Here is an 11,511-nt window from a genome sequence, read left to right as displayed (position 1 = left end):
CAGCGGACATTCTCTGCTGACAAGTCCCCGGGGCATTGCTAGGCTCGCCCCCGGAACAAGGTCCGGGACAGGGCCGATCCGTCAAGAACAGCCCAGATTGTTGGGCATTCTGTCCAATGGAGGAGACATCTATGAAGAAACTACTGCTGGCCACCGCGGCCCTCGCAGCCATGGCATCCGCCGCCGCAGCCGAGCGTTATGTCCTGATCACCCACACACAGGGCACCGACCCGTTCTGGCCAGTTGTCGAAAAGGGCGCCAAAGACGCCGCTGCCGCAATTGGCGCAACCCTCGAATACAATTTTGACCCCTCGGGTGACATGTCCGGCATGGCCAAGCTGATCGAAGCCGCCGCCGCGACAGAGCCGGATGGCATCATCGTCTCATTGCCCGACGCGGACGCGCTGGGCGGCGCAATCAGGGACGCCGTCGACTCTGGCATCCCGGTCATCACCATCAACTCCGGCCTCGAATTCTCGAAAGAAGTCGGCGCTCTGATGCATGTCGGCCAGCCCGAGTACGACGCCGGCAAGGCCGCCGGTGAGCGCGCCAAGGAAGAAGGCGTGACCAAGGGGCTCTGCCTCAACCAGGAAGCCTATAACACCGCCCTCGTCGACCGCTGCACCGGCTATTTCGACGCTTTCGGCGCCGAACTGAACCAGATCGACGTGTCGAACGACGTCACCCAGATCAAGACCCGCACCGCCGCCGCCCTTCAGGCGGATGAGTCGATCGACGGTCTGCTGGCTGCCGGTCCGCATGTTTGCGAAGCCGCTTGGGACGCCATCGAGGAAGTCGGCGCAGACGTACACCTGTCCTGCTTTGACCTGTCGCCCGGCGTGATGGACCTGATCGAAGCTGGCAATGTGGCCTACACCATCGACCAGCAGCAGCGCCTTCAGGGCTATATGCCGGTTATCGTTCTGCACCTCTACAACACCAACGCAGGCATGCTGCCGGGCTCCAATATTCCGTCGGGCCCCGGCTTTGTCGACGCGACCAACGCGGGCGACGTTAAATCACAGGCTGGCGTGAACCGCTGATCGCGGGCACTGACCGGAAAAATAGGGGGACAGACGGCAACGGCTGTCCCCTTTATTGATCAATCTCAACAGTATTGGGGGCTCTCATGTCTGACCGCAGTGAAGCGGACCGACTGGCTCAGGAATCCGCCCTGGCGCGCCTTGTGCGCCGCCCGGAAGCCGGTGCCTTTATCGTCATGATCGTCGTGGTGACGATGATCACTTTCGCCTCGGACTTCAAGGCGTTCAACGCCCTGGGTCTGAAAAACAACCTGGCGATCATCGCCCAGTTCGGGATCATCGCCACTGGCGCCGCCCTGCTGATGATCGGCGGCGAATTCGATCTGTCGATCGGTTCGATGATCGGTTTTGCAGGCATGTCCATGGCCATGATGCTGAAATGGGGCCTGCCCTTTGGTCTGGGCGAGGCGACGCCTTTGCTTGCCTTTGCCATCACATTGGCCATGACGCTCTCGCTGGGCTGGCTGATCGGCACAATCGTCGTGCGCTCTGGCCTGTCCAGCTTTATCGTCAGCCTTGCCTTCCTGTTCTTCCTGCGCGGCACCACAGAGGTTTCGTTTCGCCTGATCAACCAGTCGACACAGATTTCCGGCCTGCCCGACTTCAAGGAAGAAAGCTGGGTCGCATGGATTTTCGGCGGTGAGGTCTTTGGCTGGATCTACGACGCATGGTTCGCGCTGGGCGGCAACATCAACCGTCGCGGCGAACAGTGGGTCGATGGCTTTGATGCCCGCGTCTTGTGGTGGATCTTGATCGCCGGTCTGGCGTATTTCATCCTGTCACGCACCCAGCTTGGTAACTGGATCTTTGCCACCGGCGACAACAAGGACAGCGCCCGCGCCAACGGTGTTCCGGTGAACCGGGTCAAGACCGGCCTGTTCATGTTCACCGCCTTCTGCGCGACGGTTTTCGCCGCCTGCCAGGTGTTCGACACCAACACCGCCGACGCGGCCAAGGGCAACCTGATGGAGCTGAATGCCATCGCCATCGCGGTTGTGGGCGGTACGCTGATGACCGGCGGCTTTGGCTCGGTGATCGGGGTGGCCTTCGGTGCCGTGACCTTTGGTCTTGTGGCCAACGCGGTGTTCTACATTCCGTGGCTCGACGGGTCGTTCTACCGCGTCTTCGTGGGCGTCGTCCTGCTGGCCGCAGTCTTTGCCAACGAACGCATCCGCAAGCGCATCACGGGGGGAATCTAAGATGGCGGACCCATATCTTCGCGTCGAAAACATCGTCAAGAAATTCGGCCCCTTCATCGCCCTCAACGGCGTCAACCTTGAGGTCTTCCCCGGCGAGGTCCACGCGCTTCTGGGCGACAACGGGGCCGGAAAGTCGACCCTGATCAAGACGCTGGCGGGTGTTCACAGCCCGACCTCCGGTCAACTCTACATCGAGGGCAAGCCGGTCAGCTTCCGCAATCCCCGCGATGCGGCGGACGCCGGGATCGGCACGGTCTATCAGGACCTCGCCGTCAACCAGCTGATGAGCGTCACGCGCAACTTCTTCATGGGGCGGGAACTCAAGGGGCCGCTGGGCACCATGCGCATGAGCGAGATGGACAAGATCGCCCATGACGAGATGCTCAAGATCGGCATCGACTTCTCCGATCCGACGCAGGCGGTGGGCACCATGTCCGGTGGCCAGCGCCAGACACTGGCCATCGCGCGCGCCATCTACTTTGGCGCCAAGGTGCTGATCCTCGACGAGCCGACCTCGGCTCTGGGGCAAAAGCAGCAGATGGAGGTCCTCAAGACGATCAAGCAGGTGAAGAAGCGCGGCGATATCGCCATCATCTTTATCACCCACAATGAGATCCACTCGCGTCTTGTCGGCGACCGCTTCACCTTTCTGGCGCTTGGACAAGTGATCGGCGCGGGCAAATCCGAAGACATCAGCGATCAGGAAATGCGCCGCCTGATGTCTGGCGGGACGGAAATGGGCGACCTCGCGGGCGAACTGGCGGCGATCTGACGCCCCCTGCCCGTTGTGATACAGACCCGCCCCGTCACCGGGGCGGGTCTTTTCATGTCTCGGGAGCGGCGCGGTTGATAAAGCCGTGACGCCCGCCTAGGCTGAACATTCCACCATCCCAACAATTTGGCCTTTTCCGCATGACGTCGCTCATCCCGCTTGGACATGACCTCTGGACCGTCGAGGGTGCCCCGATCCGCGGTGCTGGCGGCTTTGATTTCCCGACCCGCATGTGCATCGCGCGACTGACCGACGGCAGCCTCTGGGTGCATTCCCCGATTGCACTCAACGCCTCCCTGACATCCGAAATCGCAGGGCTTGGCCCGGTCCGGCACCTTGTCGCGCCCAACGATCTGCACCACAGGTTTCTCGCCGACTGGGCCGCGGCCTACCCGGACGCCCGGATCTACGCCGCCCCCGGCGTGGCACAGAAAAGCCCCGGCGTCGTGGTCGATGAGGGGCTGGAACCAGAGTCGCCAGCAATCTGGGCGGACCTGTTCCAGCAGGTGATCTTTGACGGCAACATGATCACCACAGAGGTGGTGTTTTTCCATCATCCAAGCGGCACGCTGATTTTCACCGACCTGCTACAGCAAATGCCCTCTGGCTGGTACAAGGGCTGGCGCGCCACGGTGGCGCGCGCCGACCTGATGACCGGCGATTATCCCTCGGTGCCACGCAAGTTCCGCATCGCCTTTCGCAACCGCCGCGCCATGCGCGCCGCCATCGCCAAGCTCCGCCGCCTGCCGGTGCAAAAGATCGTCATGGCGCATGGACCGGTTGTCGAAACCAACGCCGCCAAGGTGCTGGACACCGCCTTTGCATGGGCACGCTGACGCCCACCCACCGCACGATGCCCTCACCTTTCGTCAAGGATCGGCGCGCATACCCACCCCCGGTACCACTGAAAACCGGATCATTACCCCGCTTGGGGGCCTATTGATCTGCGCAGATCTCGGGGGCGACGCCCCATCGGGCCGGGTTTGACACCCCGGATCGACGATCCGTCCGGCGGCCGCCGTTTTCAGCCATCGCAAACACAGGTCTTCCCCGCCCGGTCACGCACCGCTGGCGGGCAAAGCTGCTGTCTTGTCGCTTCTTCTTGGGTAAAATACCTCCGGGGGTGAGGCCGCAGGCCGAGGGGGCAGCGCCCCCTGCACCGCCCGCCGCTACAGACCGACCGCCACAAAGGCGCGGGCCAGTTTGTCCACCAGTTCCTGCGCCTGATCCTCGGTCAGGATGAACGGCGGGGCCAGCAGTACATGCGCGCCGTCCTTGCCGTCGATGGTGCCGCCACCCGGGTAACAGATCAGCCCCTCGGCAAAACCCGCCGCCTTGATCTGGGCGTGGATCTTGCGGCCAGCGTCAATCGGGGCCTTGCTATCCCGGTCCTGCACCAGTTCCAGCCCCAGAAACAGCCCGCGCCCGCGAATATCGCCGACGTGGGGATGCTGACCAAAGCGGTCCTCCAGCAGCCCGCGCAGCACCGCGCCCATGGGCTGCACGCGCCCAACCAGATCGTCGCCCACCAGCCGGTCCAGCACCGCGCCCGCCGCAGCACAGGCCACCGGGTGGCCGACATAGGTGTGACCGTGCTGGAAAAACCCGCTGCCGCCCGCGATCACCTCATGCATTTCCTCGGTACACAGCATCGCGCCAATCGGCTGATACCCCGCGCCCAAGCCTTTGGCGACGCACAAAATATCCGGCGCAACCCCGTCCTGCTCGCAGGCAAACAGCGTGCCGGTGCGGCCCATGCCGCACATCACCTCGTCAAGGATCATCAGGATGCCGTGGCGGTCACAGATCTCACGGATGCGGCGGAAGTAACCCGCTACCGGCGGCACAGCTCCCAGCGTTGCGCCGACCACCGGCTCTGCCACAAAGGCCATGACATTCCCTGGCCCGACGCGGGTGATCTCGCCCTCGATTTCCGCGATCAACCGGTCGCAATAGGCCGCTTCGCTCTCGCCGTCTTGCTGACCGCGATAGGCATAGCAGGGCGCGACGTGGCTGACCTCCATCAACAACGGCGCAAACGGCGCGCGCCGCCATGCGTTGCCGCCGGTCGCCAGCGCGCCCAGCGTGTTGCCGTGATAGCTCTGCCGCCGCGCGATGATGCGCGCGCGACCGGTGTCGCCCCGTTCCAGATGGTACTGGCGGGCCAGTTTCAGCGCCGCTTCCATCGCCTCGGACCCGCCAGAGACCAGATAGGCCCGGTTCAGCGCGCCGGGGGCCAGGGCGATCAACCGCTCGGCCAGCGCCTCGGCCGGGGCAGATGTGAAGAACCCGGTATGGGCAAAGGCAACCTCCTCCAATTGGGCGCGGATCGCCTGTGTCACATGGGCATCGCCGTGGCCCAGACAGGACACCGCCGCGCCGCCCGACCCATCCAGATAGGCCTTGCCGGTGGTGTCATAGAGATACGCCCCCTCACCCCGGGCGACCGTGGGCGGAACGTGGGTGCTGCTGCGGTGAAAGACGTGGGTCATGCGGGTGTATACCTTGCCGGTTGGGGTGCATGTGGATCGGCGGAGCGCGCCGCCAGCGCCGCCCGGAACCGGGCGATATTGTCCGCCGTGCTGATGGCAGTCGCACCGTCGGCGCGCTGGATGTTGTTCTCAAACCCGATACGGACGTTGCCGCCGTGCCGCGCCACCGCGATCAGCACCGCCTCTTCGGTCTGACCAAAGGCGCAGGCGGCCCAGTCCGGGAACCCGCCGCGCAGCGCCGCCACTGCTCCGGGCACAGACGTGGGACAGGCCAGCACAGGCGGCGTGTAGCTGCCGAACACCAGCAGCACCGCGCAATCGCCCGACGCGATCACCCCACGGGCGCGGAAGGCGCGCAGGGTCTCCAGATCGCTGGCATCGTAGAGGATGTGTTGCAGGGCGATGCCTGCCTCGGCGGCAAAGGCATACAGCCGCGCCGCCGTCACGGTATCGCGCGCCATCTCTCGGACCGACACGCTGGCAGCGGGCGGATGCACGGCGCGCAGGCTGTCGTATTGTTCGGTGACGGAATAGCGGCCCACCGCCTCTGTGGTGATCTGGATGCCCAGACCCGGCGCAACAGCGCGGACGGCGGCGATGGCCTCGGTATAGTGTCCGGGGTCCAGCGAATGCGCCCCCGTCGCGTCGCGCACATGCAGGTGCAGGTACGACGCCCCGGCGCGCTGGCACGCCAGCGCCTCGGCGGCGATTTCGCCCACCGTCATGGGCAGCCCGGCATGGTCGGTTTTGACCCGGCGCGCCCCGTTCGGGGCAGCCATGATGCTGGGGGACAGGGGCGAGGTTTTGGGGTGGCACACCATGGCGGCGCAGCTTTTCTCGATGCTCCGCGGGATCTGCGGCAGGCCTCAATGAAACACATGTTTCTCTTGTTGACAACATTTAAAACATATGAAACACCTTGAAACACTTGATTTTCCGGGGGGAAGATGCCGGTAGAGCGTCTGGAGACACGCATTGCCCGCCGTTACGGCGGGCTCAGCCACAAACTGCGAGAGGCGGCGGACTATGTCATCGCCCACCCGGTCGAGGTGGCGACGCGCTCCTTGCGGTCGATTTCGGCGTCCAGCAGTGTCTCTCCCGCCACCTTTTCACGGCTGGCTCGCGCGCTGGAATTCGACAGCTACGAGTCCCTGCGCGAGCTGTCGCGGCAGGTGGTCGGCGCGCAGATCGTGACCTTTTCCGAGAAAGCCGCCCAGTTGCGCGCACCCGGCGAAGGTGAGGCCGCCATGCTCGACCGGCAGGTCGGGGCCTGCATGTCCAATCTCGCCGCCCTGACGCAAGAGATTGACCGGACCCAGTTGCAGACGGCGGTGGACCGGCTGGCACAAGCGCGGCGGGTGATGCTGTTCGGCGCGTTTGCCTCACACGGGGTGGCGGAACATGTCGCCTATCTGACCAACTACATTCAGGCCGACTGGACGGTGGTTTCACACACCGCCACCCCGCTGGCCGCCAGTCTTGAAACCCTGACGCCAGAGGATGTCTTTCTGGTGATCACCAAGACGCCCTACGCCCGCCGCGCCGTTCTGGCGACCCGCATGGCGCGCGAACAGGGCGCGTCCACACTTGTTCTGACCGACAGCCACGCCTGCCCGGCGTTGATGCATGCCGACATCGGTTTTTGCGTGCCGTCGGACAGCCCGCAGTTCTTTTCATCTTACGTAGCGACACTTGCCTTGATGGAAACTTTGGTTGCGATGCTCGTCTCGCAATCCCAAGATGACGTCAGCGAAAAGATTCGCTTGGTAGAGGAAAGAAACGAACGCCTGGGAGATTTCTGGGCGGACTGACACCTCAATCAACAAAACCGACAGGAGAGTAAGAATGTTTATCAAAGGAAAGCTCGCAGCCGTGGCTGCCGTGGGTGTGGCACTCACCGCACCGATGGCCTCGGCGCAAGAGTTCATCTCGATCGGCACCGGCGGCGTGACCGGCGTGTACTATCCCACCGGCGGAGCGATCTGCCGTCTGGTGAACAAGTCGCGCAAAGAGCACGGCATTCGCTGCGCCGTGGAATCGACTGGCGGTTCCGTCTACAACATCAACACCATCAAGGCGGGTGAGCTGGAATTCGGCGTCGCCCAGTCCGACTGGCAGTACCACGCCTATAACGGCACCTCGACCTTCTCGGACAACCCGTTCCCGGAAATCCGCGCGGTGTTCTCTGTCCACCCCGAGCCGTTCACCCTGATCGTGCGTGCCGACAGCGGCATCGAAAGCTTTGAGGGCCTCGAAGGCAAGCGCGTGAACATCGGCAACGCCGGCTCCGGCCAGCGCGCCACGATGGAAGTGGTCATGGACGCCTTCGGCTTTACCATGGACAGCTTCGCATTGGCGACCGAGTACAAAGGCTCGGAAATGGCCAAGCAGCTGTGTGACGGCAACATCGACGCGATGATCTACACCATCGGTCACCCCGCCGCCGCCATCAAAGAGGCCGCGACCACATGTGACGTCAAACTGATCGACGTCGTGGGCGAGCCCATCGACAAGTTGGTCGGCGACAACCCCTACTACCGCGTCGCAACCATCCCCGCCGGCATGTACACCGGCACGGACGTGGACGTGACCACCTTTGGTGTGGGCGCGACCTTTGTCACCTCGGCTGACGTGTCCGAAGACGTGGTCTATGTGGTCGCCAAAGCGGTGATGGAAAACATCGAAGACTTCCGCCAGTTGCACCCGGCCTTTGCCAACCTCGACCCGGCACAGATGGTCAAGGACGGCCTGTCGGCCCCGCTGCATGACGGCGCGGCCAAGGCCTACAAGGAACTGGGCCTGATCGAATAAGGATCGCCCAACATGCGGCGGCGGGATAACCCCGCCGCCGTATTACCTTTGGGCGATCAAATCTCTTCGAAGACATTTGCAGGGCTTTGACGCAGCCTTGCCCAAGAAAAACAAACCAGGGGGACACCATGGCCGAGACAAAGGCACAGGACCGCAGCGCCGACGACATGGTCGCAGAGGCCGATACCGGCGCGCGCAATCCGTCGGCCGCATGGCAGGCAAAACTGATCATCGGCACCTGTATCGTCTGGTCGCTGTTCCAGCTTTACATCGCCTCAAAGGTGCCCAGCATGCTGGCCACCTCCACCGGCATCAGCTTTTTCGCCAATATCGTGGCGCAGTCGCGGTACGTGCACCTTGCCTTTGCGATCATGCTGGCGACGCTGGCCTTTCCGCTGACCAAATCCGCCCCCCGCGACCGCATCCCCGCCTACGACTGGGCGCTTTTGGTGCTGGGCGTTGCGGCCTGTCTCTACCTCGTGGTCTTTCGCTTTCAGATCGCCGACCGCCCCGGCCTGTGGAGCACGTCGGACATCGTCATGTCCGCCGTCGGCATGTCTGTGCTGATGGTGTCGGTCTACCGCTCTCTGGGTCTGCCGCTGGTGGTGATCGCCTCCTGTTTCATCCTCTTCGCCTTCTTCGGCGGATATTCCGAATGGGCGCGCAACATCACCAACTACGGCGGTGCCTCGCTGACCAAGGCGCTGGGGCACTACTGGATGCAGACCGAGGGCGTCTTTGGCGTGGCACTCGGCGTCTCTGCGGACATGATCTTTTTGTTTGTGCTGTTCGGGGCGCTTCTGGACCGCGCGGGCGGCGGCAACTGGTTCATCAAGGTGGCCATCGCCCTTCTGGGCGCGCTGCGCGGCGGACCGGCCAAGGCGTCGGTCCTGTCATCCATGCTGACCGGCATGATCTCTGGCTCTTCCATCGCCAACACCGTGACCACCGGCACATTCACCATTCCGCTGATGAAACGCATCGGCTTTCCGGCGGAAAAGGCCGGCGCGGTCGAGGTGGCGTCCTCCACCAACGGTCAGTTGACCCCGCCCGTCATGGGGGCCGCGGCCTTCCTGATGGTGGAATACGTCAACATTCCCTACATCGACGTGGTCAAACACGCCTTCCTGCCAGCGGTGATTTCCTACATCGCGCTGCTCTATATCGTGCACCTTGAATCGCTCAAGATGGGGCTGAAAGGTCTGGAAAAGCCCGGTCGCAAGATCGGCGTTCTGATGATCCTGATCCTGTTCCTGTCGGGCTTCATCTTCCTTGGTATCTGCGCCTTCCTCATGATCGGCCTGCGCAGCATCCTTGACCCGATCATGGGCGACTCGATCTATGCCGCCGTGGCGCTCATCGGGGTGTTGTACGTGGCGCTTGTGTCGCTGTCAGCGCGCTATCCCGACATCGAAGAGGACAAGGACACGGACGGCGCACCCACCGCGCCGCGCCTGACCCCGACGCTGATCGGCGGGCTGTATTTCTCGATCCCGATCTTCATCCTCGTGTGGAACCTGATGGTGCGCACCGAAAGCCTTGACCGGCTGTCACCGGCGCTGTCGGCCTTCTGGGCGACCGTCTTCATGATCATCATCGCGCTGACGCACCGCCCGCTAAAGGCGTTCTTTCGCGGGCAGGGCCACGCGGCGGAACTGGTGGCCGGTTGGCGTGACTTCGTCAACGGGCTGATCCTTGGCGCGCGCAACATGATCGGCATCGGTGTCGCCACCGGCGCGGCTGGCATCATCGTCGGCACCATCTCCCTGACCGGGGCGCATCAGGTCATCGGTCAGGTGATCGAGGTGATCTCTGGTGGCAACCTGATCATCCTGCTGGTGCTTGTGGCTGTTCTGTCGTTGATCCTTGGCATGGGCCTGCCCACAACCGCCAATTACATCGTCGTCAGCTCTCTTATGGCGCCGGTCATTGTCAGCGTCGGCGCACAATCCGGCCTGATCGTGCCGCTGATCGCAGTGCACATGTTTGTCTTCTACTTCGGCATTCTCGCGGATGACACGCCACCGGTGGGCCTTGCGGCCTATGCGGCGGCTGCAATCAGCCGGGGCGACCCGATCAAGACCGGCATTCAGGGCTTTGCCTATGACATCCGGACGGCGCTGCTGCCGTTCCTGTTCATCTTCAACACCGACCTTCTGCTGATCGATGTGGGGCTGTTCAAGGCGATCTTCGTCTTCTTCATATCGCTCACCGCGATGCTGCTCTTCGCCGCCGCGACGCAGGGCTATTTCATCGCCAAGTCGAAGCTGTGGGAAACCGGCGTGCTGTTGCTGATCGCCTTCATGCTGTTCCGACCGGGCTATTTCCTTGATCAGGTGACAGAGAAATATGTCACCGCCGAAGGGCCTGCCGCCCTGACGCTGATCGAGGAAACCGATCCGGGCAAGGACGTGCGGATCACCGTCGAAGGGCCTGATTTCGACACCGCCAAGGTCCGCCCGGTAACCGTCATGATACCAGCCGCCGGTGCTTCGACCTTGTCGGACCAAAGCCTGTCGACGTTTGAGGAGGACGGCAAACTGCTGCTGGACGAACCCTTTGGCGGCCCCGATGTGATCCAGCCTCTGGGCGGCACAGAGTTCGACTATTACGGCGACAGCCCGGTGACCATCACCCGGGTCGAGGTAGAGGCAGATCGCATCCCGAAAGAGATCTTCTTCATCCCTGCGCTGTTGCTGCTGGCCGGTATCGTGCTGGTCCAGCGCCGCCGCGCCACGCAAGCGCCGTTCTGACGCAACGCAAGGAGAAACAAGATGTATAAGAAGATCCTTTTGGCGGTCGACTTGAACGACACGACCGATACCACGCGCGTTGCAGTACATGGGGCCGCGCTGGCCCGCATGTGTCAGGCAGAGGTGCATGTGATCACCGTCGTCCCTGACATGGGGTTCTCACTGGTTGGCTCGGCCTTCAAAGGCGATTTCGCAGGCACCATGATGGAAGAGGCGCGGGTCGCACTGCATAAATGGGTCGACGATGTACTTGGGATCGAGGCCCACGTACACGTCGATCAGGGCACGGTCTATGACAAGATCATCCGCACCGCCGAAGCAATCGGTGCCGATGCAATCGTCGTCGGCGCCCACCGCCCTGAACTGCGCGACTATCTGGTCGGCCCCAATGCCGCGCGGGTCGTCCGCCATGCCAACCAATCGGTGCTGGTGGTGCGCTGA

General features: G+C 63.1%; 10 protein-coding genes. 8 read left to right on the top strand and 2 right to left on the bottom strand.

Going from position 1 to position 11,511, the window contains the following annotated elements:
- Positions 1-131: 131 nt before the first annotated feature.
- The 4 genes from VOI21_RS17665 (at position 132) to VOI21_RS17650 (ending at position 3,850) form a co-directional block, all read left to right on the top strand.
- Positions 132-1,043 (top strand): sugar ABC transporter substrate-binding protein, encoded by a 912-nt coding sequence (locus tag VOI21_RS17665; RefSeq protein ID WP_323771276.1) that lies wholly within the window; start codon positions 132-134, stop codon positions 1,041-1,043.
- An 86-nt stretch (positions 1,044-1,129) separates the two neighbouring features.
- Positions 1,130-2,242 carry an ABC transporter permease gene (locus tag VOI21_RS17660; RefSeq protein ID WP_323771275.1) on the top strand — a complete coding sequence of 371 codons (1,113 nt, stop codon included), beginning with the start codon at positions 1,130-1,132 and terminating at the stop codon, positions 2,240-2,242.
- A gap of 1 nt (position 2,243) precedes the next feature.
- Entirely contained in the window at positions 2,244-3,014 is a 771-nt protein-coding gene (locus tag VOI21_RS17655; protein WP_323771274.1) for an ATP-binding cassette domain-containing protein, read from the top strand.
- A gap of 140 nt (positions 3,015-3,154) precedes the next feature.
- Positions 3,155-3,850, top strand: a complete 696-nt coding sequence (locus VOI21_RS17650; protein ID WP_323771273.1) for a DUF4336 domain-containing protein — start codon at positions 3,155-3,157, stop codon at positions 3,848-3,850.
- A gap of 333 nt (positions 3,851-4,183) precedes the next feature.
- Here VOI21_RS17650 and VOI21_RS17645 read toward each other — a convergent pair whose 3' ends face one another.
- The gene (locus VOI21_RS17645; RefSeq protein WP_323771272.1) at positions 4,184-5,506 is read right to left on the bottom strand and encodes an aspartate aminotransferase family protein; all 1,323 of its coding nucleotides are present in this window, start codon (positions 5,504-5,506) and stop codon (positions 4,184-4,186) included.
- Positions 5,503-6,327, bottom strand: a complete 825-nt coding sequence (locus tag VOI21_RS17640) for a 3-keto-5-aminohexanoate cleavage protein (RefSeq protein WP_323771271.1) — start codon at positions 6,325-6,327, stop codon at positions 5,503-5,505. The genes VOI21_RS17645 and VOI21_RS17640 overlap by 4 nt, the downstream gene beginning before the upstream one ends.
- 126 nt (positions 6,328-6,453) lie before the next feature.
- On the opposite strand from VOI21_RS17640, the gene VOI21_RS17635 reads away from it, so the two are divergent.
- The 4 genes from VOI21_RS17635 to VOI21_RS17620 all read left to right on the top strand — a co-directional run bounded on the left by VOI21_RS17635 (position 6,454) and on the right by VOI21_RS17620 (position 11,511).
- A complete protein-coding gene (locus VOI21_RS17635; protein WP_323771270.1) occupies positions 6,454-7,317 on the top strand; it encodes a MurR/RpiR family transcriptional regulator in 864 nt (287 codons plus the stop codon).
- Between the two features lie 34 nt (positions 7,318-7,351).
- Positions 7,352-8,317 carry a TAXI family TRAP transporter solute-binding subunit gene (locus VOI21_RS17630; RefSeq protein ID WP_323771269.1) on the top strand — a complete coding sequence of 322 codons (966 nt, stop codon included), beginning with the start codon at positions 7,352-7,354 and terminating at the stop codon, positions 8,315-8,317.
- A gap of 128 nt (positions 8,318-8,445) precedes the next feature.
- Positions 8,446-11,070, top strand: coding sequence for a TRAP transporter permease (locus VOI21_RS17625; protein WP_323771268.1), 2,625 nt, complete (start codon positions 8,446-8,448; stop codon positions 11,068-11,070).
- 21 nt (positions 11,071-11,091) lie between these two features.
- Entirely contained in the window at positions 11,092-11,511 is a 420-nt protein-coding gene (locus VOI21_RS17620; protein ID WP_323771267.1) for a universal stress protein, read from the top strand.

Origin of the sequence: Antarctobacter sp. (genome assembly GCF_034670325.1) — a bacterium.
Classification (GTDB): Bacteria; Pseudomonadota; Alphaproteobacteria; order Rhodobacterales; family Rhodobacteraceae; genus Antarctobacter.
The sequence above is the reverse complement of the archived record's forward strand: the minus strand, read 5'-3'. Positions and strand labels throughout refer to the sequence as shown.

Excerpts from the sequence above, each read along its gene's own strand:
- VOI21_RS17655 (WP_323771274.1), top strand. The coding sequence starts at position 2,244 with ATGGCGGACCCATATCTTCGCGTCGAAAACATCGTCAAGAAATTCGGC.
- VOI21_RS17645 (WP_323771272.1), bottom strand. The coding sequence starts at position 5,506 with ATGACCCACGTCTTTCACCGCAGCAGCACCCACGTTCCGCCCACGGTC.
- VOI21_RS17630 (WP_323771269.1), top strand. The coding sequence starts at position 7,352 with ATGTTTATCAAAGGAAAGCTCGCAGCCGTGGCTGCCGTGGGTGTGGCA.
- VOI21_RS17625 (WP_323771268.1), top strand. The coding sequence starts at position 8,446 with ATGGCCGAGACAAAGGCACAGGACCGCAGCGCCGACGACATGGTCGCA.
- VOI21_RS17660 (WP_323771275.1), top strand. The coding sequence starts at position 1,130 with ATGTCTGACCGCAGTGAAGCGGACCGACTGGCTCAGGAATCCGCCCTG.
- VOI21_RS17635 (WP_323771270.1), top strand. The coding sequence starts at position 6,454 with ATGCCGGTAGAGCGTCTGGAGACACGCATTGCCCGCCGTTACGGCGGG.
- VOI21_RS17650 (WP_323771273.1), top strand. The coding sequence starts at position 3,155 with ATGACGTCGCTCATCCCGCTTGGACATGACCTCTGGACCGTCGAGGGT.
- VOI21_RS17620 (WP_323771267.1), top strand. The coding sequence starts at position 11,092 with ATGTATAAGAAGATCCTTTTGGCGGTCGACTTGAACGACACGACCGAT.
- VOI21_RS17640 (WP_323771271.1), bottom strand. The coding sequence starts at position 6,327 with ATGGTGTGCCACCCCAAAACCTCGCCCCTGTCCCCCAGCATCATGGCT.
- VOI21_RS17665 (WP_323771276.1), top strand. The coding sequence starts at position 132 with ATGAAGAAACTACTGCTGGCCACCGCGGCCCTCGCAGCCATGGCATCC.